Origin of the sequence: Sinorhizobium fredii (genome assembly GCF_002944405.1) — a bacterium.
Classification (GTDB): Bacteria; Pseudomonadota; Alphaproteobacteria; order Rhizobiales; family Rhizobiaceae; genus Sinorhizobium; species Sinorhizobium fredii_C.
Window position 1 is genome coordinate 1,586,062 of record NZ_CP024307.1, and the last position, 25,701, is coordinate 1,611,762.

Annotated in this window: 23 protein-coding genes; 15 read left to right on the top strand and 8 right to left on the bottom strand. The window is 62.6% G+C overall.

Going from position 1 to position 25,701, the window contains the following annotated elements:
* Positions 1-133 precede the first annotated feature (133 nt).
* The 8 genes from dusB to hflX all read left to right on the top strand — a co-directional run bounded on the left by dusB (position 134) and on the right by hflX (position 10,234).
* Entirely contained in the window at positions 134-1,162 is a 1,029-nt protein-coding gene (dusB, locus tag NXT3_RS07745) for a tRNA dihydrouridine synthase DusB (RefSeq protein ID WP_097526846.1), read from the top strand.
* On the top strand, positions 1,159-2,313 hold the full coding sequence (locus tag NXT3_RS07750) for a two-component system sensor histidine kinase NtrB (RefSeq protein ID WP_097526845.1): 1,155 nt from the start codon (positions 1,159-1,161) through the stop codon (positions 2,311-2,313). Before dusB ends, NXT3_RS07750 begins: the two co-directional genes overlap by 4 nt.
* Positions 2,310-3,764 (top strand): nitrogen regulation protein NR(I), encoded by a 1,455-nt coding sequence (gene ntrC / locus NXT3_RS07755; RefSeq protein WP_097526844.1) that lies wholly within the window; start codon positions 2,310-2,312, stop codon positions 3,762-3,764. The genes NXT3_RS07750 and ntrC overlap by 4 nt, the downstream gene beginning before the upstream one ends.
* A 162-nt stretch (positions 3,765-3,926) precedes the next feature.
* Positions 3,927-6,242 (top strand): sensor histidine kinase NtrY-like, encoded by a 2,316-nt coding sequence (locus tag NXT3_RS07760; protein WP_423827992.1) that lies wholly within the window; start codon positions 3,927-3,929, stop codon positions 6,240-6,242.
* A complete protein-coding gene (gene ntrX / locus NXT3_RS07765) occupies positions 6,232-7,596 on the top strand; it encodes a two-component system response regulator NtrX (protein ID WP_037383220.1) in 1,365 nt (454 codons plus the stop codon). The genes NXT3_RS07760 and ntrX overlap by 11 nt, the downstream gene beginning before the upstream one ends.
* A 14-nt stretch (positions 7,597-7,610) precedes the next feature.
* Entirely contained in the window at positions 7,611-8,474 is an 864-nt protein-coding gene (locus NXT3_RS07770; protein WP_104839051.1) for a D-amino-acid transaminase, read from the top strand.
* A 107-nt stretch (positions 8,475-8,581) separates the two neighbouring features.
* A complete protein-coding gene (hfq, locus tag NXT3_RS07775) occupies positions 8,582-8,824 on the top strand; it encodes an RNA chaperone Hfq (protein WP_037423095.1) in 243 nt (80 codons plus the stop codon).
* 81 nt (positions 8,825-8,905) lie between these two features.
* Positions 8,906-10,234 carry a GTPase HflX gene (hflX, locus tag NXT3_RS07780; protein ID WP_037423093.1) on the top strand — a complete coding sequence of 443 codons (1,329 nt, stop codon included), beginning with the start codon at positions 8,906-8,908 and terminating at the stop codon, positions 10,232-10,234.
* A gap of 15 nt (positions 10,235-10,249) precedes the next feature.
* On the opposite strand, the gene mazG is transcribed toward hflX, so the two are convergent.
* Both mazG and NXT3_RS07790 read right to left on the bottom strand, forming a co-directional pair.
* The gene (mazG, locus tag NXT3_RS07785; protein ID WP_104839052.1) at positions 10,250-11,083 is read right to left on the bottom strand and encodes a nucleoside triphosphate pyrophosphohydrolase; all 834 of its coding nucleotides are present in this window, start codon (positions 11,081-11,083) and stop codon (positions 10,250-10,252) included.
* Between the two features lie 5 nt (positions 11,084-11,088).
* Complete coding sequence (locus tag NXT3_RS07790) at positions 11,089-11,676, bottom strand: deaminase (protein ID WP_037423089.1); 588 nt, start codon at positions 11,674-11,676, stop codon at positions 11,089-11,091.
* A 230-nt stretch (positions 11,677-11,906) separates the two neighbouring features.
* Between NXT3_RS07790 and cysG the strand changes: the two genes are divergently transcribed.
* The 5 genes from cysG (at position 11,907) to NXT3_RS07815 (ending at position 16,861) form a co-directional block, all read left to right on the top strand.
* On the top strand, positions 11,907-13,364 hold the full coding sequence (cysG, locus tag NXT3_RS07795; protein ID WP_104839053.1) for a siroheme synthase CysG: 1,458 nt from the start codon (positions 11,907-11,909) through the stop codon (positions 13,362-13,364).
* A 10-nt stretch (positions 13,365-13,374) separates the two neighbouring features.
* Entirely contained in the window at positions 13,375-13,692 is a 318-nt protein-coding gene (locus NXT3_RS07800) for a DUF2849 domain-containing protein (protein WP_037423085.1), read from the top strand.
* A 14-nt stretch (positions 13,693-13,706) separates the two neighbouring features.
* The gene (locus tag NXT3_RS07805) at positions 13,707-15,380 is read left to right on the top strand and encodes a nitrite/sulfite reductase (protein ID WP_037423083.1); all 1,674 of its coding nucleotides are present in this window, start codon (positions 13,707-13,709) and stop codon (positions 15,378-15,380) included.
* 26 nt (positions 15,381-15,406) lie between these two features.
* Positions 15,407-15,904, top strand: coding sequence for a DUF934 domain-containing protein (locus NXT3_RS07810; protein WP_037423258.1), 498 nt, complete (start codon positions 15,407-15,409; stop codon positions 15,902-15,904).
* A 144-nt stretch (positions 15,905-16,048) separates the two neighbouring features.
* Positions 16,049-16,861 (top strand): ferredoxin--NADP reductase, encoded by an 813-nt coding sequence (locus NXT3_RS07815; RefSeq protein WP_097526839.1) that lies wholly within the window; start codon positions 16,049-16,051, stop codon positions 16,859-16,861.
* Between the two features lie 88 nt (positions 16,862-16,949).
* Here NXT3_RS07815 and NXT3_RS07820 read toward each other — a convergent pair whose 3' ends face one another.
* Complete coding sequence (locus NXT3_RS07820) at positions 16,950-17,567, bottom strand: GntR family transcriptional regulator (RefSeq protein ID WP_097526838.1); 618 nt, start codon at positions 17,565-17,567, stop codon at positions 16,950-16,952.
* 91 nt (positions 17,568-17,658) lie between these two features.
* Between NXT3_RS07820 and NXT3_RS07825 the strand changes: the two genes are divergently transcribed.
* Entirely contained in the window at positions 17,659-18,552 is an 894-nt protein-coding gene (locus NXT3_RS07825) for a dihydrodipicolinate synthase family protein (protein WP_037423074.1), read from the top strand.
* 117 nt (positions 18,553-18,669) lie between these two features.
* Here the strand turns inward: NXT3_RS07825 and NXT3_RS07830 are convergent, their stop codons facing one another.
* The 4 genes from NXT3_RS07830 to NXT3_RS07845 all read right to left on the bottom strand — a co-directional run bounded on the left by NXT3_RS07830 (position 18,670) and on the right by NXT3_RS07845 (position 22,939).
* Positions 18,670-19,446 (bottom strand): amino acid ABC transporter ATP-binding protein, encoded by a 777-nt coding sequence (locus NXT3_RS07830; protein WP_014764213.1) that lies wholly within the window; start codon positions 19,444-19,446, stop codon positions 18,670-18,672.
* Between the two features lie 14 nt (positions 19,447-19,460).
* On the bottom strand, positions 19,461-20,615 hold the full coding sequence (locus tag NXT3_RS07835) for an amino acid ABC transporter permease (RefSeq protein WP_037423069.1): 1,155 nt from the start codon (positions 20,613-20,615) through the stop codon (positions 19,461-19,463).
* Positions 20,616-20,619: 4 nt separating this feature from the next.
* The gene (locus NXT3_RS07840; protein WP_037423066.1) at positions 20,620-21,813 is read right to left on the bottom strand and encodes an amino acid ABC transporter permease; all 1,194 of its coding nucleotides are present in this window, start codon (positions 21,811-21,813) and stop codon (positions 20,620-20,622) included.
* Between the two features lie 100 nt (positions 21,814-21,913).
* Positions 21,914-22,939 (bottom strand): amino acid ABC transporter substrate-binding protein, encoded by a 1,026-nt coding sequence (locus NXT3_RS07845; protein ID WP_037423063.1) that lies wholly within the window; start codon positions 22,937-22,939, stop codon positions 21,914-21,916.
* A 341-nt stretch (positions 22,940-23,280) separates the two neighbouring features.
* Between NXT3_RS07845 and NXT3_RS07850 the strand changes: the two genes are divergently transcribed.
* A complete protein-coding gene (locus NXT3_RS07850; protein ID WP_104839054.1) occupies positions 23,281-24,468 on the top strand; it encodes a cystathionine beta-lyase in 1,188 nt (395 codons plus the stop codon).
* 51 nt (positions 24,469-24,519) lie between these two features.
* On the opposite strand, the gene NXT3_RS07855 is transcribed toward NXT3_RS07850, so the two are convergent.
* Positions 24,520-25,701, bottom strand: coding sequence for an FAD-dependent monooxygenase (locus tag NXT3_RS07855; protein WP_104839055.1), 1,182 nt, complete (start codon positions 25,699-25,701; stop codon positions 24,520-24,522).

The following is a 25,701-nucleotide window of genomic DNA, read 5'->3' on the forward strand; positions in this document are numbered from 1 at the left end:
CGGTTTTCAGGTGATCGGCATGCCTGAAAATGCGGATTTGAAGTGCGCCGACGCGCTTCGAGGAATTTTGTCGGGCGTGTGGAAATCGCTTGGCAAGTCGAACAATACTGTCTAAAAATAGTGCAAGATATTCATGTGCCCGAAAGATATGCATTTGCCACTGCCGGCCCTGTCATCGTCACTCCGGATCGGGAAAATTGAAATCCGCAATCGGGTGGCGCTCGCTCCGATGTCAGGGGTGACGGATTTGCCCTTTCGTATGCTCGCCTGGCGCTTCGGTGCCGGTTTCGTCGTGACCGAAATGGTGGCAAGCCGTGAACTGGTCGCCAATGCGGCCGAGTCCTGGGCGCGACTGAAGAATTCCGGCATTGAGCCCCACATCGTCCAGTTGGCCGGGCGCGAAGCCCACTGGATGGCGGAGGCCGCCAAGATTGTCGAGGCCAACGGTGCCGACATCGTCGACATCAATATGGGGTGTCCGGCAAAGAAGGTGACAGGCGGCTATTCCGGTTCGGCGCTGATGCGCGATCCGGACCATGCCTTGTCGCTGATCGAGGCGACCGTCAAGGCCGTCCGCGTGCCGGTAACGCTGAAGATGCGGCTCGGCTGGGACGAGAATTCGATTAACGCGCCGCTGATCGCCCGCCGGGCCGAGGCGGCGGGCGTCCAGGCGATCACCATTCATGGCCGCACCCGCATGCAATTCTATACCGGCAGGGCGGATTGGAATGCGATCCGCGCGGTTCGCGAGGCGATTTCCGTGCCGCTAATCGCCAATGGCGATGTCGATACGATCGCCGATGCCACGGAGATCCTGCGCCGCTCCGGTGCCGACGCCGTCATGGTCGGCCGCTCCTGCCAGGGCCGGCCGTGGCATGCGGGCGTGCTGGCCGGTGCCGCAGATGAACCGCATGCCACGCGAATAGCGGAAACGTTTGTCGAGCACTACGCGATGATGCTCGACTTCTACGGGGCGGAGATCGGTCTTCGTCATGCTCGCAAGCATGTTGGCTGGTATCTCGAGCGTTTCGCGCCGGAGCTTCCGGCAGCGCAAAAGGCCGAAATCCTGACGGCGAAGGATGTGAAACTTGTGAGCGATCGGGTCGCGGCCGCGATTGCTTGCTCCGGCTTGGAGCCGGCGAGGGGAGAGATTGCGGCATGACCGAAAAGGCAATGGTCCCGGAACCAGCAGAGGCCGCGAACGACCTCTCGATGGCGGTGCTGAACGCCATACAGAACCCGGTCATTCTCGTCGACGAAAACGGCCATGTCGCCTTCGCCAATTGGGAGGCGGAGTCCTTCTTCGGGGCGAGCGCCAACCATCTCGCCCGCCACGATATCAGCGCCTTCATTCCCTTCGGCAGCCCGCTTCTGACGCTGATCGACCAGGTGCGCGAAAGGCGCGCTCCGGTCAACGAGTACCGGGTGGACCTGAGCTCGCCGCGGCTTGGCGCCGACAAGCTCGTCGATCTTTACGTGGCGCCGGTGCTGTCGCAGCCGGGATCCGTGGTCATCGTCTTCCAGGAGCGCTCGATGGCCGACAAGATCGATCGGCAGCTGACCCATCGGGCAGCCGCGCGCTCCGTCACGGGGCTTGCCTCGATGCTCGCCCATGAGATCAAGAACCCGCTGTCCGGCATCAGGGGCGCGGCGCAGCTCCTTGAAACCTCTGTGAACGACGAAGACCGGGCGCTGACGCGGCTGATCTGCGACGAGACCGACCGCATCGTCTCGCTTGTCGACCGCATGGAGGTGTTTTCTGACGAGCGCCCGGTCGATCGCGTGCCGCTCAACATCCACTCGGTGCTCGACCACGTGAAGGCGATCGCCAAGGCGGGCTTTGCCCGCGCCATCAAGATCTCCGAAAACTACGACCCATCGCTCCCGCCCGTCTATGCCAACCGCGACCAGCTCGTCCAGGTGTTCCTCAACCTGGTCAAGAACGCCGCGGAGGCGATCGGCGACCGGCCGGAAGGCGAAATCATGCTCACGACGGCCTATCGGCCCGGCATCCGGCTCTCGGTGGCGGGAACGCGGGAAAAGATCTCGCTGCCGCTGGAGTTCTGTGTCCACGACAACGGACCGGGCGTGCCCTCGGACCTGCTGCCGCATCTCTTCGATCCGTTCATCACGACGAAGACGAACGGCTCCGGTCTCGGGCTGGCGCTGGTGGCCAAGATCATCGGCGGCCATGGCGGCATCGTCGAATGCGACAGCCAGCACAGCCGCACGACCTTTCGCGTCCTGATGCCGGCCTCCAAGGGACGGGCGGCGGATGACGTAACTCCGACTACAAAAGGAAGCATTGCATGACCGGCGCCACGATCCTCGTCGCGGATGACGACGCAGCCATTCGCACCGTGCTCAACCAGGCGCTCAGCCGTGCCGGATACGACGTGCGCATCACCTCCAACGCCGCGACGCTCTGGCGCTGGATCGCCGCCGGCGACGGCGACCTGGTGGTTACCGACGTGGTGATGCCGGACGAGAATGCCTTCGATCTCCTGCCGCGGATCAAGAAGGCGCGACCCGACCTGCCGGTTCTGGTGATGAGTGCGCAGAACACGTTCATGACCGCCATCAAGGCGTCGGAGAAGGGCGCCTATGATTATCTGCCGAAACCCTTCGACCTGACCGAGCTGATCGGCATCATCGGCCGGGCGCTGGCCGAGCCGAAACGCCGCCCCTCCAAGCTGGATGACGATTCGCAGGACGGCATGCCGCTCGTCGGCCGCTCCGCCGCCATGCAGGAAATCTACCGCGTCCTTGCCCGGCTGATGCAGACCGATCTGACGCTGATGATTACTGGCGAATCGGGAACCGGAAAGGAGCTGGTCGCGCGCGCCCTGCACGATTACGGCAAGCGCAGGAACGGGCCCTTCGTCGCCATCAATATGGCCGCGATCCCCCGCGACCTCATCGAATCGGAACTGTTCGGTCATGAAAAAGGGGCGTTCACCGGCGCCCAGACGCGCTCCACCGGCCGCTTCGAACAGGCCGAGGGCGGTACGCTTTTCCTCGACGAAATCGGCGACATGCCGATGGATGCGCAGACGCGGCTGCTGCGCGTGCTGCAGCAGGGCGAATACACGACCGTCGGCGGGCGCACTCCGATCCGCTCCGACGTGCGCATCGTCGCGGCGACGAACAAGGACCTGAAGCAGTCGATCAACCAGGGTCTTTTCCGCGAGGACCTCTACTATCGCCTGAACGTCGTGCCGCTGCGTCTGCCGCCGCTTCGCGATCGTGCCGAGGATATTCCCGATCTCGTTCGGCATTTCGTCCAGCAGGCCGAAAAGGAGGGGCTCGACGTCAAGCGCTTCGACCAGGAAGCGCTGGAACTGATGAAGGCGCATCCCTGGCCCGGCAACGTTCGCGAGCTCGAGAACCTCGTGCGGCGCCTCACCGCACTTTATCCACAGGATGTGATCACCCGCGAGATCATCGAAAACGAGCTGCGATCGGAGGTGCCGGACAGCCCGATCGACAAGGCCGTCGCGCGTCCCGGCTCGATGTCGATCTCGCAGGCGGTCGAGGAGAACATGCGGCAGTATTTCGCAAGCTTCGGCGAGGCGTTGCCGCCGACGGGCCTTTACGACCGGGTGCTTGCGGAAATGGAGTATCCCTTGATCCTCGCGGCCCTGACGGCGACACGCGGCAACCAGATCAAGGCAGCCGATCTCCTCGGACTCAACCGAAACACGCTGCGCAAGAAGATCCGCGAACTGGGCGTCTCCGTCTATCGGAGCTCACGCACCGCTTGACTGCTTTGCAACACCGTTGCATTTTCGCCACAATGCGTTGCTTGAAGGCTCACGGGGCGGCCGATTCGATCTGACTCGGGCAATGGCGGCTCGCGTGACGCGGCATGTGCCGTCGTCCGTCCGGGCTAGGGCATTCAATATCCTGGTCCGGATTGCAGGCGGGTGCCGGTGTCTTCGGGGCGCCGGTTTTGGGGGAAGTTTTTTATGGTGGATGGCATGGCCTTGCCATTGGGCACGGAGGAGGGTGTTGCGGCTGCCCAGGATCCGCGGGCCTCCTTCGCGTTCCCGGGCCTGATGCTGGCCACCGGGGCTCTGGTCTGCGCCACCCTGTCCCTGCTCGTCCTTCTCGGCCTCACCCCCGTCAGGCCGGAACGGAACATCGTCATTGCCTGCGCCGGCGTCAACGGCGTCTTCGTCGTCGGCCTGATCTATCTGATCGCCCGCGAGATCATCAGGCTGCTTCGCGCCCGCAGCAAGGGGAGGGCGGCGGCGCGGCTGCATGTGCGCATCGTTGCTCTGTTTTCGATCGTCGCGATCACGCCGGCCATCCTCGTCGCGATTTTCGCCAGCATCACCCTCGATGTCGGCCTCGACCGCTGGTTCTCGCTGCGCACCCAGGCGATCGTGCGCTCCTCGCTGAACGTCGCCCAGGCCTATGTCCTGGAGAATGCCAGCTACCTTCAAGGCCAGACGGTCTCGATGGCCAACGACCTCGAGCGCAACCGGCAGCTTTACGCCCTCGACCGCACCGGCTTCACCGAACTGATGACGCGTCAGGCGAGGGGGCGCGGCATGCTCGGCGCCTTCCTCGTTCGCGCCGACGGCAGCGCCATCCTCCAGGCCAATATCTCGACCGAACGGCCCTTGCCTGCCATCCCGCAGGACGCGTTGAAGAGCACCGTCGCGGGCCAGCCGACGCTTATCCCCCCCGGCGTCACCAATCTCGTCGGAGCGGTCGTTCCGCTGGAGAATTTCCCCGGCATCTACCTCTATACGCTTCGCAACGTCGATCCCGAAGTCATGCGCTCCATGCGGCTGATGGAGGAGAACACCGCCGAGTACAAGGCGCTTGAGGCGGGACGCACCTCGTTGCAGATCGCCTTCGGTGTCCTTTACATCGGCTTCGCGCTGATCGTGCTTCTGGCGGCGATCTGGACGGCAATAGCCGTTGCCGACCGCATCGTCCGGCCGATTCGGCAACTGATCGGCGCGGCCGACAGCGTCGCCTCCGGCAATCTCGACGTGGTCGTGCCGGTGCGTGCCGTCGACGGCGACGTCGGCAATCTCTCGCGCACCTTCAACAAGATGGTCAGCGAGATCCGGACGCAGCAGGACCAGATCCTGGTCGCCAAGGACGAGGTCGATCAGCGCCGCCGCTTCATCGAGGCCGTGCTTTCCGGCGTCACCGCGGCCGTGATCGGCGTCGGCCGGGACCGGCGCATCACGATCGCCAATCCCTCGTCGGAGGAATTCCTGCGGAAATCGGCTCCGGGACTGCTCGGCGCCAGCCTTCGCGAGGTGGCGCCGGAGATCGAGGAGGTGCTGGTCGAGGCGGAAAGCCGCTATCGCAACGACTACCGTAAACAGATCAACATCATGCGCGGCGGAACCGAGCGCACGCTGAACGTTCAGGTGACCCGGGAAGAGGGCGAGGGCTCGCAAGGCTCCTACGTCATCACGATCGACGACATCACCGATCTGGTCATTGCCCAGCGCTCGACCGCCTGGGCGGACGTGGCACGGCGTATCGCCCATGAGATCAAGAATCCGCTGACGCCCATCCAGCTTTCCGCCGAACGCCTCAAACGGCGCTACGGCAGGCAGATCGACCAGCAGGACAAGGCCGTATTCGACCAGTGCACCGATACGATCGTGCGCCAGGTGGAAGACATCGGCCGGATGGTCGACGAGTTCTCAGCCTTCGCGCGCATGCCGAAACCGACGAAGGAAAAGTCGGACCTGCGCTCGATCCTCAAGGACGCCGTCTTCCTGCGCGAAATGGGCAACAACCACATCACCTTCATCCGCGACTTCGGCGACGAGGCGCTCGAGGGCCAGTTCGACGGGCGCATGCTCGGCCAGGCCTTTGGCAATGTCGTCAAGAATGCGGTTGAGGCGATCGAGGCGGTCCCGGCCGAGGCGGCGCGCGGTGCGCCGACGATCTTGGTTCGCTCCCGTCGCGACGACGCGACCGGGCGCTTCGTCGTCGACGTTGTCGACAACGGCAAGGGGCTCCCCACCGAAAACCGGCACCGGATTTTGGAGCCATACATGACGATGCGAGAGAAAGGCACGGGGCTGGGTCTCGCTATCGTCAAGAAAATCATCGAGGACCACGGCGGACAATTGGAATTGCACGATGCACCGGCGGATTTCGACGGCGGTGTCGGGGCGATGATCCGCGTGATCCTGCCGCCCGCCGGCGAAACCGGGGGCGATGAGACTGTGAAGGATAAGGGTAATACCAATGGCGGCTGATATTCTGGTTGTGGATGATGAGGAAGATATCCGCGAGATCGTCTCGGGCATCCTGTCGGACGAAGGCCACGAGACGCGGACGGCCTTCGACAGCGACAGCGCGCTTGCGGCGATCAACGACCGCGTGCCGCGGCTCATCTTCCTGGACATCTGGATGCAAGGCAGCCGGCTGGACGGGCTGGCGCTGCTGGACGAGATCAAGAGCCGTCATCCGGACCTGCCGGTGGTGATGATTTCCGGCCACGGCAACATCGAGACGGCTGTTTCCGCGATCAAGCGCGGCGCTTACGACTTCATCGAGAAGCCGTTCAAGGCCGATCGGCTGATCCTGATTGCCGAGCGGGCGCTCGAGAATTCCAAGCTCAAGCGCGAAGTGTCGGAACTCAAGAAGCGGTCGGGCGATCCGGTGGAGCTCATCGGCACTTCGGTCGCGGTGTCGCAGCTGCGCCAGACGATCGAGAAGGTCGCCCCGACCAACAGCCGCATCATGATCCAAGGACCCTCCGGTTCCGGCAAGGAACTGGTGGCGCGCATGATCCATCGCAAGTCGACGCGTTCCACCGGTCCTTTCGTCGCCTTGAATGCGGCCGCGATCACGCCGGACCGCATGGAAATCGCGCTTTTCGGCACCGAGGGCACCGCGGGTCAGCCGCGTCGCACCGGCGCGCTCGAGGAGGCCCATGGCGGCATCCTCTATCTCGACGAGGTCGGCGAAATGCCGCGCGAGACGCAGAACAAGATCCTGCGCGTGCTCGTCGATCAGCAGTTCGAGCGCGTCGGCGGCTCGAAACGCGTCAAGGTGGACGTGCGTATCATTTCCTCGACCGCCTACAATCTTGAGAACATGATCGCCGAGGGCCTCTTCCGGGAGGACCTTTATCACCGGCTTGCCGTTATTCCCGTCCGCGTTCCGGCGCTCGCCGAGCGGCGCGAGGATATTCCTTTCCTTGTCGACATGTTCATGCGCCAGGTGAGCGAACATGCCGGCATCCGGCCGCGCAAGATCGGCGAGGATGCGCTTGCCGTGCTCCAGGCGCATGACTGGCCGGGCAATATCCGCCAGTTGCGCAACAACATCGAACGCCTGATGATCCTCGCCCGCAGCGACGGCCCGGATACGCCGATCAGTGCCGACATGCTGCCGAACGAGGTGGGCGACACGCTGCCGAAGATTTCCGCCAAGGGCGACCAGCACATCATGACCCTGCCGCTGCGCGAGGCGCGCGAAATGTTCGAACGGGATTATCTGATCGCCCAGATCAACCGCTTCGGCGGAAACATCTCCCGCACGGCGGAATTCGTCGGCATGGAGCGCTCGGCGCTGCATCGCAAGCTGAAGTCGCTGGGCGTCTGAGGCCGCGAAGCTCCATGCCAAGAACCGCCTATGTGAACGGCGCCTATATCCCGCATTCCGAAGCCGCGATCCATGTGGAGGACCGCGGCTTCCAGTTTGCCGATGGCGTCTACGAGGTCTGTGAGGTGCGGCACGGCTTCATTGTCGATCTCAGCCGTCACCTCGACCGCCTCGACCGGTCGCTGAGTGAACTCAGGATGGACTGGCCGATGAGCCGGGCTGCGCTGATCCAGGTCATTCGCGAGGTGCTGCGGCGCAACCGCGTCCTCAACGGGCTCTTCTATCTTCAGGTGACGCGGGGCGTCGCCCGGCGCGATCATGTGTTCCCGGCCAAGGGCACGCCACCCTCTGTCGTCGTCACGGCTAAGCGCACCGATGCCGCCGCGATCGCCAGGAAGAATGCCGAAGGCATTGCCGCGATTACGGTGCCGGAAAACCGCTGGGACCGGGTGGACATCAAGACGGTCGGCCTGCTTCCGAACGTCCTCGCTCGCCAAAGGGCGAAGGAAGTCGGCGCGCAAGAGGCGATTTTCGTCGACGCGGACGGCACGGTCAAGGAAGGGGCGGCGACGAATGTCTGGATCGTCGACGGCAAGGGGACGCTGCGCACGCGCCCGGCCGAGCACGGCATCCTGCGCGGCATCACGCGTACGACACTGATGGACGTGGCAAAGCCGCTCGGCCTGAAGATCGAGGAGAAGGCCTTCTCTGTCGAGGAAATGCTTGCCGCACGGGAAGTGTTCGTCACCGCTGCCACGAGCATCTGCTTTCCGGTCGTATCGATCGATGGAAAGCCGATCGGCAACGGCCATCCGGGAAGCATAGCACAGAATATTCGTGAAGCCTTTTTCGACGTTGCGGAAAAGACGGCGATTTGATACCAAACTTCAAGAGGTGTCGGGGGAAGGCTTCTGTGACACGTCTGATCGCAAATTTGACAAAATGCACCGGCGCCAAAGCCGGCAAATAAGAAAGAAGCGGCGCGATGGCGGAACGTTCTCAAAACTTGCAGGATCTTTTTCTTAATACGGTTCGCAAGCAAAAAATTTCCTTGACCATTTTCCTTATCAATGGCGTGAAACTGACGGGTGTTGTGACATCTTTTGACAATTTCTGCGTCCTGTTGCGCCGTGACGGCCATTCTCAACTCGTCTACAAGCACGCCATCTCGACCATCATGCCGGGCCAGCCTCTGCAGATGTTCGAGAATGAGGAAGTGGCATCCTGACGGGACCTGAGGACCATTACCAAACGCAATTCGAAATCGCCGTCGTCGATCATACCGGAGCTTGAGAAGCGCCGCGACGACATGCGCGCCGTCGTCGTCGTGCCGGTCTTGAAGAAGACGGGCAAGCCGGCCGCTGATGTGGCAGCGGTCAGCACGCGCTCGGACGAGAGCCGGCTTGAAGAGGCCACGGGGCTTGCGCTCGCCATCGATCTCGATGTCGTGCACGGCACGATCGTTCCCGTGGCGCAACCGAAGCCCGGCACCCTGCTCGGCAGCGGCAAGATCGAGGAGATCGGCCATATCCTCAACGAGAAGGATGCGGGCCTCGTTATCGTCGATCACCCGCTGACGCCGGTGCAGCAGCGCAATCTCGAGAAGGAATGGAACGCCAAGGTCATCGACCGGACCGGGCTCATTCTCGAAATTTTTGGCCGGCGCGCCTCCACCAAGGAGGGCACGCTTCAGGTCGATCTCGCCCATCTGAACTACCAGAAGGGCAGGCTGGTTCGAAGCTGGACCCACCTTGAGCGCCAGCGCGGGGGCGCGGGCTTCATGGGCGGTCCGGGCGAAACGCAGATCGAAGCCGACCGTCGGCTGCTGCAGGAAAGGATCGTGCGGCTGGAGCGCGAGCTGGAGCAGGTGCGCCGGACGCGTCAGTTGCATCGTTCGAAGCGCAAGAAGGTACCGCACCCGATCGTGGCGCTGGTCGGCTACACCAATGCAGGCAAGTCGACGCTCTTCAACCGGATGACCGGCGCGGGCGTGCTGGCCGAAGACATGCTCTTTGCGACGCTAGATCCGACGCTGCGGCGGCTGAAGCTGCCGCATGGCCGAATGGTCATTCTGTCCGATACCGTCGGTTTCATCTCGGACCTGCCGACGCACCTCGTCGCCGCCTTCCGCGCGACGTTGGAAGAAGTACTCGAGGCAGACCTCATTCTGCATGTCCGCGATCTCTCGGACCCGGACAATCAAGCGCAGGCAGGCGATGTGCTGCGTATCCTGGCCGATCTCGGCATCGACGAGAAGGAAGGCTCCGAGCGCATCGTCGAGGTCTGGAACAAGATCGACAGGCTCGAGCCGGAGGTGCGCGAGGCACTGGTGAACAAAGCGGCGGGCACCGACAACACCGTCGCCGTTTCGGCGATCACCGGCGAAGGTGTCGACGATCTGCTCGCTGAAATCGGCCGTCGTCTTTCAGGCGTGCTGACCGAGTGCACTGTCGCCTTGGGATTGGACCAGTTGCAGCTCTTGCCCTGGATCTATGAGCACGCGATCGTCGATGGCCGCGACGATCTCGAAGACGGAAGGATCAGCCTTGACCTGCGCTTGACAGAGTCCGAGGCGGCCGAGCTTGAAAGACGGCTAGGAAACGGGCCCAAGCCAGTTGCGGAAGATTGGGAAGCTTGACCTCACGGCATGCCGCTACGTCAATTGCCTCTCAATCGCCTTTGCCGCCTGCCAGAGTTCTTCCATCCGCTCCAGCGATGCGGCATCCAGCGTCTCGCCGCAGGCATGCAGTTCCTGCTCGATATGGCTGAACCGGCGCCGGAATTTCGTGTTCGTGCCGCGCAGCGCCATTTCAGGATCGGTACCAATATGGCGGCCGATGTTGACCAGTGCGAAGATCAGGTCGCCGAGTTCGTCCGCAATCTTTCGTCGGTCGCCATCCTTCAGCGCCTGGCGCAGCTCGCCGATTTCCTCCTCGACCTTGTCGAGAATCGGTGCCGGCTCCGACCAGTCGAAACCCACCTTGGCTGCGCGCTCCTGAAGCTTGAGCGCCTCAACGAGTGCCGGAAAGCTGCGCTGCACTGAACCGAGATGGCCGGACTTCTCTTCCAGCGGCAGGCCGCGCCGCATCCGGCGCGCGCGCCGATCCGCCTTCTCGGCCTGTTTGATCTCGTCCCATTGCAGCTTGACCGCCTTTGGCGTATCGGCATCCGACCGTGCAAAGACATGCGGATGGCGGCGGATCATCTTGCGGGTGACGGCTTCCACTACGTCGCCGAAGGAGAAGTCGCCGACCTCTTCCGCCATTTGCGCGTGATAGACCACCTGCAGCAGCAGGTCTCCGAGCTCGTCGCAAAGATCGTCCATGTCGCGGCGCTCGATCGCGTCGGCGACCTCGTAGGCTTCCTCGATCGTGTAGGGCTTGATCGTCTCGAAGGTCTGGACGATGTCCCACGGGCAGCCGGTCTTCGGGTCGCGAAGTGCTGCCATGATGTCGATGAGGCGTTGAATATCGCGAGAAGGTTCCATTGGACTCAGTTCAGCGGTATGGCGTTGTTGTCTTTGTCCGCCTGATAGGCGGCCGACAGGCGATTGTAGCGCTCGCGGATCCGAGCATCCTGTGCCGCGAGCCTCTTTGTCGTCTCTGGATCGACATCCCGCATGAGGGCCGCGATCGAGGCCGACTTCCAGAAGGCATTTTCCCGGGCGTAGCCGCCCGGTTCAAGCCGGAAGACTTCCTTGAGGATCTTCAGGTCGTGCGGAATCGAGAAGCTGTCGCGCGAATCCTCGTGGCTGAAGAAGTAGTAGAAATTGTCGAAGCCGGCCCAGGTGATTGCCGAGAGGCACATGGAGCAGGGCTCGTGCGTTGACAAGAAGATGAGCTCGCGCGTGTCGGGCTTCTCCGCCATCTCGTAGAAGCGCTTCAGCGTATGGACCTCGCCATGCCACAGCGGATTTTCGGTCTCGTTGTTGGTCTCGGCCAGCACGAGCGAGAAATCGGCCTTGCGCAGGATCGCCGCACCGAACACCTTGTTGCCGGCCGCCACCCCCTTCTCCGTCAGCGGGAGTATGTCGTTTTCGATGACCGCCAGCAGCCGCTCGGCCAGTTCGGATGTCTTCATCCTGGCACTCCCCGGGAAATGTCTGCGGGCATTTAACGGAGGTTCGGCGGTCGGCGCAATGGCGGCGCCGCTGTGGTTCGCAATCATCCTCCGGAGATATTTGCTCAAAAAGATTGGCTACCGAGCAAAACAATACGTGGCCGGAAAGCCATAGAAATTTCTGTTTCTTCAATTGTCTGCGGCTATGAGGGATATTCGCCGCAGCCTGTAGAAGGAGCCGTCCCCTCGATATGTCGCAGCAATTATCCGTTTTCCCGGCATTTTTCCGCGTCGCTCAGAAGAGCGTGGCGGTATTCGGCAATGGGGACGAGGCCTTCGCCAAGGTTCGGCTGCTTTTGAACACCGAGGCGCGTATCCTCGCCTATGCGGATCATCCGGAGCCGGCTTTTGCGGCTTTCCTGGAGGACAAGGGGATCGAGACGGTTCGCGAAGCCTTTGCCGATCATCAGGTCGAAGGCGCCGCACTGGTCTTTGCGGCGACCGGCGATGCGGCTGCCGACCGGGTGATCGTGACCGCGGCACGCGAGCGCAAGGTCCCGGCCAATGCCGTCGACCAGCCCGACTATTGCGATTTCCTGACGCCGGCGCTGGTCAACCGTGCCCCCGTCGCCATCGCCATCGGCACGGAAGGGGCAGGGCCCGTTCTGGCGCAGATGATTCGCGCCCAGATCGACCAGTTGCTGTCGCCCTCGCTTGGGATCGTGGCGACGCTAGCCGCGAGCTACCGCGAGGCGGTCGATCGCCTCATCCCGCGCGGCGTGGCGCGGCGCGTCTTCTGGCGGCGGTTCTTCTCAGGTCCGGTGGCGGATCATGTCGCGCTCGGCGATCTCGCTTCCGCCCGCCGCGAGGCCTCCCGGCTGCTCGACGCGACCGAGCGTGTTTCCGGCCATGTCTGGCTGGTCGGCGCCGGTCCGGGTGCCGAGGATCTGCTGACGCTGAGGGCGCAGCGGGTGATGATGGAAGCGGACGCCATCGTCTATGATGCCCTGGTGCCGCAGGCGATCGTCGACATGGGCCGCCGCGATGCCGAGCGGCTTTCGGTCGGCAAGCGCAAGGGCTGCCACACCAAGTCGCAGGACGAGATCAATCATCTGCTCGTGAAGCTCGCCAAGGAGGGCAAGCGCGTCGTGCGGCTGAAATCCGGCGATCCGCTAATCTTCGGCCGGGCCGGCGAAGAGATGGCCGCAATGCGCGAGGCTGGCGTCAGCTATGAGATCGTCCCCGGCATCACGTCGGCCTTTGCCGCCGCAGCGGATTTCGAGCTGCCGCTGACACTTCGCGGCGTTGCATCGTCGCTGGTCTTCACCACCGGCCATGATCTAGCTGGTGACGTGCTTCCCGACTGGGCGCGGCTTGCCGTTTCCGGCGCGACGATTGCGGTCTATATGGGCCGCTCGGTCGCCGCTTCGGTGGCGGGCCGGCTGATGCAGGCGGGGCTGCCGGCGGAAACGACCGTCGCCGTCATCGAGAATGCTAGCCGCCCCGAGCGGCGCCTGCTGCACGGCATCCTCCGGGAGCTGCCGGATCTCGAGAACCGCACGGAACTCGACGGCCCGGTCATGGTGATCATCGGCGACGCGGTCGCCGGCGCGCGTTTCGACCGGTCGGAGCCGCTCGCTGCCGGCCGGCGCAAGGGCGCCGGGCCGAGCGCTTCTGGCGCGCATCGCGCCGAACACATTTTGAATTGAGGACGACGTGATGGTGAGCAAGGTTTTGACGGCAAATCGCTTGGCGGACGGGATCTCCGTCTGGCTCGACGCCTCCGGCAACTGGGGGGAGTCGCTGCAGGATGCTTTTGTCGCCCGCCACGCCGAGGCTGTCGCCGCCCTCGAGGCGACCGGCAAGACCGCCTTCGCCGACAACAAGGTCGTCGACGTCAATGTCGTTGACGTGGAAGAGGTCGACGGCATACTCCGGCCGCTGCGCATGCGCGAGCGGATCCGGGCCGAGGGCCCGTCAATTTCCTATGCCGCCGGTTATCACGGGCTTTCCGGCCCCAAGAATTTTGCTGCCTGAGGACCTGAGCTTTCATGTACCGTTACGACGAATTCGACCACGCCTTCGTTTCCGCACGCGTCGAGCAGTTCCGCGATCAGGTCCAGCGGCGGCTGTCCGGTGAATTGGCCGAGGATGCCTTCAAGCCGCTGCGCCTGATGAACGGCGTCTATCTGCAGCTTCACGCCTATATGCTTCGCGTCGCCATCCCCTATGGGACGCTGTCGAGCCGTCAGATGCGCATGCTCGCCCATATCGCGCGCAAATACGACCGCGGCTACGGGCATTTCACCACGCGCCAGAACATCCAGTACAACTGGCCGCGCCTTTCCGACACGCCGGACATCCTCAAGGACTTGGCGAGCGTCGAAATGCACGCGCTGCAGACTTCCGGCAACTGCATTCGCAACGTCACGGCGGATCATTTCGCCGGTGCCGCGGCCGACGAAGTTGCCGACCCGCGCCCCTATGCGGAGATTCTTCGCCAATGGTCGAGCGTCCATCCGGAATTCTCGTTCCTGCCGCGCAAGTTCAAGATCGCCGTTACCGGCGCCGAGCGCGATCGCGCCGCGATCCAGGTTCATGACATCGGCCTGCATCTGAAGAAGGATGAGAACGGCAAGCTCGGCTTTGCCGTCTATGTCGGCGGCGGCCAGGGCCGCACCCCGATGATCGCCAAGAAGATCCGCGACTTCCTGCCGGAAGAGGATCTGCTTTCCTATACGACGGCGATCATGCGCGTTTACAACCTCTATGGCCGCCGCGACAACAAGTACAAGGCGCGCATCAAGATCCTCGTGCACGAGACCGGCGCGGAGGAACTGGCGCGTCAGGTCGAGGTCGAGTTCGCCAGCCTCAAGGACACCGAACTGAAGCTGCCCGACGCCGACATCCAGGCGATCGCCTCCTATTTTGCGCCGCCTGCACTGCCGAACCGGGCCGAAGGCTGGGAAAACCTCGCTCGCTGGAAGAAGGCCGATGGGGCTTTCGCTCAGTGGGTCCATCAGAACGTCCAGCCGCACAAGCATCCGGACTACGGCATGGTGACGATTTCGCTGAAGCCGATCGGTGGCATTCCGGGCGATGCGACCGACAGCCAGATGGAAGTGGTGGCCGACATCGCCGAGGAATACGCCTTCGATGAAATCCGCGTCAGCCATGAGCAGAACCTGATCCTACCGCATGTGGCGCTCGCCGATCTGGAGCCGGTCTATCGGGCGCTGGTCGCCGCCGGTCTCGCCACCGCCAATGCGGGGCTGATCACCGATATCATTGCCTGTCCCGGCCTCGACTACTGCGCGCTCGCCAATGCGCGCTCGATCCCGGTCGCGCAGGAGATTTCCAGCCGCTTCGGTTCGACCGAGCGGCAGGCCGAAATCGGCGAGCTGAAGATCAAGATTTCCGGCTGCATCAATGCCTGCGGCCACCATCATGTCGGCCATATCGGCCTGCTCGGCGTAGAGAAGAAGGGCGCGGAACTCTATCAGATCACGCTTGGCGGCTCCGGCGACGAGAACACCTCGATCGGCGAGATCATCGGCCGCGGCTTCGAGCCGGAGAAGGTGACGGATGCGGTGGAGACGATCGTCGACACCTATCTCGGCCTCCGCCGCGACAAGTCGGAAACCTTCCTTGAAGCCTATCGCCGCGTCGGGCCGCAGCCTTTCAAGGATGCCCTTTACGGCGGCGGCGCCCAGGAAGCCGCGTGAGCGAAGCCGCACAAGGATTTGAGAAGATGACGAAAATCTGGAATGAGAGCGGCTTCTTGAACGATGATCCCTGGGTCGTCGAAACCGAAGAGACGAAGGCCGGCTCGAACGAGAAGGCAGTCCTCGGCCTCGACGCCTTCCTGGAACAGGCGGCGGCCGGCGCGTCGGGCCTGGGTGTCCTGGTCGCTCCTGCGGACGACGTGACGCGTCTGGCGCCCCACCTCAGCCAGATCGCCCTGGTGGCGCTGGCCTTCCCGGCCTTCAATGACGGCCGCGCTTTCAGCCACGCTTCGCTGCTGCGCAGCCGGCTGGGCTTCGAAGGCGAAGTCCGCGCCGTCGGCGACGTGCTGATCGACCAGATCCCGCTAATGCTGCGTTGTGGCATCGACAGTTTCGCGGTCACCAATGCAACGGCGATCAAGAGGCTCTCGGAAGGGCGCCTGCCGGGTATCGCCAATCATTACCAGCCGACGGCAAAACCGTCGGCAGACGCCAAATCCTACAGCTGGCGTCGCGTCTCTTAAAAAACGCGGCCCGCGACAGTGTGAAGCAAGCCGAAATCCCAGAAAGAGCCTATATTTGGAAGGGAATTCCTTTCAATTTGCCAAGGCTTGGAATATCCGCTCGTAGTTGATAAAAAGCCTCACCATTACAGGACTGAAGCAACAATGAATGCGCCGGCAAAAAAGGAAGATTTCGCTGTACAGGTACCGGCGGGTGTATTCGCCGAGACGGTGACCAGCGTCGAGCATTACACGGACCGGCTCTTCCGCTTCCGCATGACGCGTCCGCAGGAGTTTCGCTTCCGCTCCGGCGAGTTCGCGATGATCGGCCTGATGGTCGGCGACAAGCCCGTCTATCGTGCCTATTCGATCGCGAGCCCCGCCTGGGACGAGGAACTGGAGTTCTTCTCGATCAAGGTGCCGGACGGTCCGCTGACGTCGCATCTGCAGACGATCAAGCCGGGTGACCAGGTGCTGATGCGCAAGAAGCCTACGGGCACGCTGGTGCTCGACGCGCTCGTGCCCGGCCGGAGGCTCTACATGTTCTCGACCGGTACGGGCATTGCGCCCTTCGCGAGCCTGATCCGCGACCCGGAAACCTACGAGAAATTCGAGGAAGTCATCCTCACCCATACCTGCCGCGACGTGGCCGAGCTGAAATACGGCTTCGATCTCGTCGAGGAAATCCGCAACCACGAGTTCTTGAACGAGATCGTCGGTGACAAGCTGCGCCACTATGCGACCGTGACGCGCGAGGATTATCCCTTCAGGGGCCGGATCACCGACCTGATGACGAACGGCAAGTTCTTCGCCGATCTCGGCCTGCCGCCGCTCGACCCGGCGATCGACCGCGGCATGATCTGCGGCTCGACCGCCATGCTGAAGGATACCAAGGAAATCCTCGAAGCGGCCGGTCTGACGGAAGGCGCCAACAACAAGCCGGCCGAATTCGTCATCGAGCGCGCCTTCGTCGGCTGACACGCCGAGCAATCGATCTGATCTGAAAAGGAGGTGCATCCAGCGGTGCACCTCCTTTTCTTTGACGGCTCGGCAAAGTTGATGCTGCCTAACCCTCAGCCAAATAATCCATCAGCTGCGACATGGACGCGGAAGCACCGGCAGCATCCGCCGCTTCGATCGCGTGCATGACCTTCACGTGGCGCTCCACCGAGCCTTTCATCTTTTCCGGCGATGCCGATGCGAACCAGATGCGGCGCGCATGGGTCTGGAGCGGCGACAGGGCCGCCGTCAGGAAGCGGTTCGGGCAGGCCTCTTCCATCACCTCGTCGAACATCTTGTCTGCCACCAGAAAGCCCTCGAGATCGCCGTGAGCGGCGCAGTCCAGCATCTGCCGCCTGCAGTCGCTCATCTCTCGGCGGGCATCGGCGCTTGCATGTTCGGCAACAAGCGCGGCCGCCACCGGTTCGAGCTGTTGACGCGTCTGCATCACATGGATCCGATCGTCCGGTCGGATGCGGCTGATCTCAAGACCGACCCTCGGGCGGACCTCGATCAGGCCCTGCCAAGCGAGTTTCTGGATCGCCTCCCGGACCGGTGTGCGGCCGTGATTGGCGAGTTCGAGCAACTGCCGTTCGGTGACGAGCGTTCCCGGCTTCAGCTTCAAGGTGACGATGAGGCGCTCGAGCGCCAGATAGGCGAGATGGGCCTGCGACTGCGACGGCATGAATGTCCCTGCGCTTGTGATATATCAGAGATTGACACAGTTCCGAAATCATGGCAAGTTGGCTGATATATCAGATCGAAGGAGGCTTCTCATGTGGCGCGGCGTATTTCCGGCAGTAACGACGAAATTCACGACTGAAGGTGGTCTCGACAAGGCCGAGATGGAGCGCTGCTTCGCGCTGCAGTTCGAGGCAGGCGTCGACGGCATGATCGTCTGCGGCTCGCTCGGCGAGAACATGACGTTGGAACCGGAGGAAAAAATCGAGATATTGAAGATCGCCAAGTCGGTCGCCGGCGGCAAGCCGGTGCTGATGACGATCTGCGAAAGCGCCACGCGCCGCGGCGAAGCGGCGGCGAGGGCAGCAGCCAAGGCCGGGGCCGACGGCTTCATGGTTCTGCCGGGCGTGCCTTATAAATCCGCGCCGGCGGAGACGCTCGCCCATATCCAGGCGGTCGCTGCCGCTGGAGGCCTGCCGATCATGGTCTACAACAACCCGGTCGCCTACGGCGTCGACGTGACGCTTTCGATGTTCGATGAACTGGCCAGAAACGAACTCGTCGTCGCGATGAAGGAATCGACCGACGACATCCGCCGCGTGACCGACGTTCTGACCCGCTTCGGCGAACGCTTCGACTGCTTCACCGGCGTAGATAACCTGGCACTCGAAAGCCTGCTGATGGGTGCCCATGGCTGGGTCGCCGGCCTTGTCGTCGCCTTCCCGAAGGAGACGGTGGCGATCTGGAAGCTGGTCCAAGCCGGGCGTCTCGAAGAGGCGAGGGCGATCTATCGCTGGTTCCGCCCGCTGCTCGACCTCGACGTCTCCACCAATCTCGTCCAGAACATCAAGCTCGCGGAAGTTTTTGCGATCGATTCCAACGATCGCGTCCGCGCCCCGCGGCTGCCGCTCGCCGGTGCAGAGCGTCGGCGGGTTGAAGGAATTATCGAGGCCGCGCTGGCAAAGCGTCCGACGCTGCCGGTTCTTTGAGGACCGGCCGGTCGACGACCGCCCATTCTCTTCACTGAGCTTCCTGGCCCGGGGCATAAATGAAAACGGCCCGTCAGTAATGACGGGCCGCTTTTCGTGCGAACTCGTACCGCGATTTCAGTGCAGGATCTGGCTCAGGAACAGCTTGGTGCGCTCATGCTGCGGGTTGTCGAAGAATTCGGCCGGCGAATTCTGTTCGACGATCTGGCCCTGGTCCATGAAGATGACGCGGTTGGCGACCTGGCGGGCGAAGCCCATTTCGTGAGTGACGCACAGCATCGTCATGCCTTCTTCTGCAAGGCCCACCATCGTATCGAGCACTTCCTTAATCATTTCCGGATCGAGCGCCGACGTTGGCTCGTCGAAAAGCATGATCTTCGGGTTCATGCAAAGCGAACGGGCAATCGCGACGCGCTGCTGCTGGCCGCCGGAGAGCTGGCCCGGATATTTGAGTGCCTGCTCGGGAATCTTGACGCGCTTGAGGAAATGCATTGCGATTTCCTCGGCCTGCTTCTTCGGCATTTTGCGCACCCAGATCGGCGCCAGCGTGCAGTTTTCCAGAATGGTCAGGTGCGGGAAGAGATTGAAGTGCTGGAACACCATGCCGACTTCGCGGCGCACTTCGTCGATCTTCTTCAGGTCGTTGGTGAGTTCGATGCCGTCGACGACGATCTTGCCCTTTTGGTGTTCCTCGAGGCGGTTGATGCAGCGGATCATCGTCGATTTGCCGGAGCCCGACGGGCCGGCGATGACGATGCGCTCGCCGCGCATCACTTTAAGATTGATGTCGCGCAGTACGTGGAAGTCACCATACCACTTGTTCATGTTGGTGATTTCGATTGCGACATCCGTCTTCGAGACGGTCATTTTTGAAGCGGTGGCCGTATTTGCCATTATATTTCCCCTTTTTATCGGTGGCTCTTGTCGAGCAGGCGTTCCATGAAGCCTGAATAGCGCGACATGCCGAAGCAGAAAAGCCAGAATACAAAGCCTGCGAAGATCAGGCCCGTCAGCGGCGTTACCGCGGACGCCCAGTTCGCGTCGCTAAAGTTCAGCCGGACAATGCCGAGCAGGTCGAACATGCCGATGATCGAAACGAGCGACGTGTCCTTGAACAGGCCGATGAAGGTGTTGACGATACCGGGGATCACCAGCTTCAGCGCCTGCGGCAGGATGATGAGGTTCATCTTCTGCCAGTAGCTGAGACCGAGCGAATCGGCGCCTTCATATTGGCCCTTCGGAATGGCCTGCAGGCCGCCGCGGACAACCTCCGCCATATAGGCGGAGGCGAAGAGCGACACGCCGATCAAGGCACGAAGGAACTTGTCGAAGGTGACGCCCTGCGGCAGGAACAGCGGCAGCATGACGCTAGCCATGAACAGCACCGTAATCAGCGGAACGCCGCGCACCATCTCGATGAAGACCGTGCAGAGCATCTTGATCACCGGCATGTTCGATCGCCGTCCGAGCGCCAGCAGAATGCCGAGCGGCAGCGAAACCGCGATCCCGACGAACGAGAGGACCAGAGTGACCATGAGACCGCCCCAAAGCGCCGTCTCGACATAGGTGAGGCCGAGCCAGCCGCCGGGAAGCAGGATCGTGGCGAGGATCGGCAGGACCGCCAGCAACAGAACCGCGTTCAACCCCTTGTAAGGAATCTTTGGGATGAGCATCGGAACGAGGAACAGCACGAAGAGGATGCCGACGAGAGCGGGGCGCCACTGCTCCTCGAGCGGATAGCGGCCGAAGACGAACTGCCCGAGCTTTGCATTGACGAAAGCCCAGCAGGCGCCGCTCCAGCCTTCCGGTTGCGAGCCGCCTTGGGCGACCGTGGCGCAGACGCCGCGACCGCCGCCCGTCCATGCCGCGTCTACGAAAAGCCACTGGATCGCCGGCGGCACCAGCCATGCCAGGATGAGCAGGCTGATGATCGTCAGGACGCTGTCCTTCGGCGTGGCGAAGAGGTTCTTGCGCAGCCACCGGACGATGCCAGCTTCCAGGGCGGGGGCGGGTGAGGCTTCGATCATCGAAGCACGAACGAAGGATGCTTGTTGCGTGCTCATGTTCTCACCTCTCCACCAGCGCCATGCGGGCGTTGTACCAGTTCATGAACAGCGAGGTTGCGAGGCTCAGGCTCAGATAGACGATGAGCCAGATGCTGACCACTTCGATCGCCTGTCCGGTCTGGTTGAGGATCGTGCCGCCGACGGCGACGAGATCCGCATAGCCGACGGCGACCGCAAGCGACGAGTTCTTGGTGAGGTTGAGATATTGGCTGGTCAGTGGCGGAATGATGATGCGCATTGCCTGCGGAACGACGACCAGACGAGTCGTCAGCCTTGGGCGTATGCCAAGTGCGTGAGCGGCTTCCGTCTGCCCCTTTGAAACTCCCCGGATGCCCGCCCGGACGATTTCCGCGATGAAGGCGGCAGTGTAGAAGGACAGCGCGAGGAAGAGCGACATGAATTCCGGTCCGACGACCGAACCGCCCGTAAGATTGAATTTGCCGGCGATCGGAATGTCGAAAGTCAGCGGAGCGCCGGTCGCCAGGAACGTTATCAGCGGCAGACCGATGAGCAAGCCGAGCACGATCGACAAAACGGGCAGTCGCTGACCGGTTGCCTCCTGCCGTTGCCGGGCATAGCGGGCGAAAACGAAGCTCGCGACGACGGCGATGATCAAGGCGAACAGTGTATATTGCGAACCCTCTCCGAAGATGGCTCTCGGGAACGCAACGCCGCGATTGCTCACATAGATATCGAAAGGTAGGGCGAGCGCCTCACGCGCCTGGGGTAAGATCGCCAGAACGCCGCTATACCAGAAGAAGATGACCAGCAGCGGTGGAATGTTGCGGAACACCTCGACATAGGCGAGCGAGAGCTTGGCGATGATCCAGTTGTGCGACAGACGTCCAACGCCGACGATGAAGCCGATGATCGTTGCCGTGATGATACCGGTGATCGCCACCAGCAGGGTGTTGACGAAACCGACGACCAGAGCGCGGCCGTAGGTGGAATCGCTCGTGAAGGCGATCAGTGATTGTCCGAGATCGAACCCCGCCCGGCCGTTCAAAAAGCCATAGCCGGATGCGATGTTCGCGCGCTGCAAGTTCTCGACCGTGTTTTGGATGGTCCAGTAGACGAGAACTGCGAGGATGATGATGGTGATTGCCTGGTAGAATATGCCGCGTACCTGAGGATCGTTGATGATAGATCCCGAGGACTTGCTCTTCTCAGGCGCGTTTGTAACGCCAATGGCCATACAATGCCTCTTTCCCCGATCCGCCCTGTTTTCGGGCGTTCTTATTGTAGAACGGAGGAGCGGCGTGCCGCTCCTCCGAGACTCTCAAGCCGACCAGCTTTTAGCGGACCGGCGGTGCGTACTGGATGCCGCCCTTGTTCCAAAGCGCGTTCAGGCCGCGCTCGATCTTCAGCGGGCTGCCAGCGCCGATGTTGCGATCGAAGACTTCGCCGTAGTTGCCGACGGCTTTGATGATGTTGACGGCCCATTCATTGGTGAGGCCCAAGTCTGTACCGATCTTGCTGTCGGCTTCGACGCCGAGGAAGCGCTGAACGTCCGGGTTGGCCGATTTCTTCATCTCTTCGACATTTGCCTGGGTGACGCCGAATTCCTCGGCCTGGACCAGGGCATAATGAACCCAGCTGACGATGTCGTACCACTGGTCGTCGCCCTGGCGGACGGCCGGACCGAGCGGCTCCTTCGAGATGATCTCCGGCAGGATCATGTGATCATCCGGCTTCGAAAGGGTGAGGCGCAGCGAATAGAGGCCGGACTGGTCGGTGGTGTAGACGTCGCAACGGCCGGCATCATAGGCGGCGTTCACTTCCTCGAGCTTTTCGAAGACCACCGGGTTGTACTGCAGGTTGTTGGTCTTGAAGTAGTCGGCGAGGTTCAGCTCGGTGGTCGTGCCGGTCTGGACGCAGACGGCAGCGCCGGAAAGTTCGAGTGCGGACTTCACGTTGAGGCTCTTGCGAACCATGAAGCCCTGGCCGTCATAATAGTTGACCGGGCGGAAGTTGAAGCCGAGCGCCGTGTCGCGGTTGATGGTCCAGGTCGTGTTGCGGGCCAAAACGTCGACTTCGCCGGACTGCAGCGCCGGGAAACGCTCCTTGGCGGAGGTCGGCGTGTACTTGACCTTGGTGGCATCGCCGAACACTGCAGCAGCGATCGCCTTGCAGTAGTCGACGTCGAAACCGCTCCAGTTGCCGGACGCGTCAGGGGCCGCGAAACCGGCGAGCCCGGTGTTCACGCCGCACTGGACGAAGCCCTTGGCCTTCACGTCGTCAAGGGTCGCGGCCGATGCCGCATTTGCGCCAATCCCCAAGACAGCAGCGCCAACAAGAGCTGTCAGAATTCTTCTTGCCATTTTTTTGAACCTTTTCGGTTGTTCGTAAGTTCCCGTCTGCACTGGTGCGCTCTGTCGGCGCGTGCAGCCTCAGCCACCCTCCTGGCATGAGTGCAATCTATCTCATGCTCAAAATCCATGGGGGTCAAGAGATGTTGCCGATTTTCTGATTTTCGATGTGAAAAACTGAAAATTCGTCAGAATTTTAAGCAGATTTTGCGGGAAATCGTCCGCTTCTGGATAAAAAACCGTCAGATACGCGGGGACCGGGTCGACGGCCGCCGTAGCGAATTTTCCCTTGACCCTCACCCGTGCCGCGTTCGATGAGTCTCCATCCAGTTTTCAACGGCGGATTCGTTAAAATGGCAGACAAGATGAGCGCGCGTGGAGAGGTCGGCATCAACACCCGCCTCGCGCATGCAGGCAACAACCCCTCCGACTTCCACGGATTCGTGAATCCGCCGGTGGTCCACGCGTCCACCGTACTTTTCCCCAATGCGAAGACCATGGAAACGCGGGCGCAGAAATACACCTACGGCACGCGCGGCACGCCGACGACCGACGCGCTCTGCGAGGCGATCAATGAACTCGAAGGCGCCGCCGGAACGATTCTCGTACCCTCGGGGCTGGCCGCTGTCACGGTGCCCTTCCTCGCCTATCTTTCGTCGGGCGACCACGCTCTGATCGTCGATTCGGTCTATTTCCCGACCCGGCACTTCTGCGACACGATGCTGACCCGGCTCGGGATCACGGTCGAATATTACGATCCGATGATCGGTACTGCCATCGAGGGCCTGATCCGGCCGAACACGCGGCTGGTGCACACGGAGGCGCCGGGCTCGAACACGTTCGAGATGCAGGATATCCGGGCGATTGCCGATGCCGCCCACCGCCACGGCTGCGTCGTCACCATGGACAACACCTGGGCAACGCCGATCTACTTCCGCCCCCTCGACCATGGCGTCGACGTTTCCATCCACGCGGCGACGAAATATCCCTCCGGGCACTCCGACGTGCTGCTCGGAACCGTTTCGGCCAATGCTGCCCATTGGCCGGCCCTGACCGAGGCGATGGTGACGCTCGGCGTCTGCGTCTCACCGGACGACAGCTATCAGATTCTGCGCGGCCTTCGCACCATGGGCATTCGCCTGGAGCGCCACCAGGACAGCGCTCTGGCGATTGCCACCTGGCTCGAGGGTCGGGACGAGGTGGAGAGGGTGCTGCATCCGGCGCTGCCGAGCTTTCCCGGGCACGAGCTCTGGAAGCGCGACTTTGGCGGGGCGAGCGGCATCTTCTCATTTGTCCTGAAGGCCGAACCCGAAACAAGCAAGGCGAAGGCGCATGCCTTCCTCGATGCGCTCTCGTTCTTCGGCCTCGGCTATTCCTGGGGCGGCTTCGAGAGCCTCGCATTGCATGCGAACCTTTCCGATCGCAAGATCGCGAAGGGCCCATCAGGAGGGCCCGTCATCCGGCTGCAGATCGGTCTGGAAGATGTTGCCGACCTGCGCCGCGACATCGAGGCAGGTCTCGCGGCGGCCAATGCCGCCTGATCGGGCCATCCGAGTGACCGGGGCAGGCGGCAGGGATTTGCTGCCTGCCGGTCAGGCCTTCTCGCGTTCCGAGGCGCCATATCCATAGAGCCAGTCGAGATCGGCTGCGAGCGCTTCCGGGCCCTTCAGCGCGAGGACCAGGTTTCGCGCGACCCTGACCGGCCCGCGGGCGTGATAGGCAAAGCGGTTGAAGGCGGCACGCTTGCGGACCCGGGCGATCCGTGCCCGGCGCGCCTGCTCGTAACGCGCGAAGGCGGCCGGAGCGTCGGGGCACTCGGCAAGACAAAGCGCCAGTTCACTGGCGTCCTCTATCGCCATCGCAGCACCCTGGGCCGCAAAGGGCGTCATCGCATGGGCGGCGTCGCCGATCAGCACGATGTCCCGCCTGTTGTGCCAGGCGCCTTCCTCGACGGTGCACAAGGGCCAATAGGTGGCCGAGCCGGAACCTTCGATCAACGATCGCAGATCGGGGTGCCATGCTTCGAAAGCGGCCGTGAATTCGCGTCGTCGCTCCGGTGATTCCTGACCCGTCCAGGCCCCCTCGGCCGGCGTGCCGCCGACGACCGCAACCAGATTGAAGCCGTCGATTTCGCGAAGCGGGTAGGCGACCAGATGAGCCTCCGGCCCAAGGAAGGCCGTGACGCGATCCGCCGAAAGGCAGCCCGTCTCTTCTGTGTTCGGCAGCAACAGCCGCCAAGCGACATTGCCGGAGAACCGGGCGGCGCCGGCGGCCGGAATAGCGGCTCTCGCCTCCGACCAGATGCCGTCGGCGCCGATGACGATTGATGGGCGGCGTCCCGTTGCCGCGGCAGCCGCCGCCACCGGATCGCCCTTGATGCGCTTGCCAAGATGCAGGCGGCAGGCCGGCTCCGACTGTACTGCGTCCAGGAGGATTTTCTGCAGGCTGGCGCGGTGCAGGACCCCGTAGGGTGCTGCCCAGCGGATGCGCGCTGCCGCACCGGCTGGCACGTCTGCTAGCGGACGCAGCGAGTGTCCGTCGACGAGCCCTATCGATTTCGGTTCACCCCACACCGCCTCGAGCGCAGGGAGCAAGCCGAGTTTCACTAAGATGCGCGAGGCGTTCGGTGACAATTGCAGCCCGGCGCCCACCTCGTTCAGTGCGTCTGCCTGCTCGAAGATATCTGAAGCAAAGCCCTGCCGCGCAAGGCACAGCGCCATTGTCAGGCCGGCGATGCCAGCGCCGACGATTGCGACGGGACCAGCCTTTTGCAT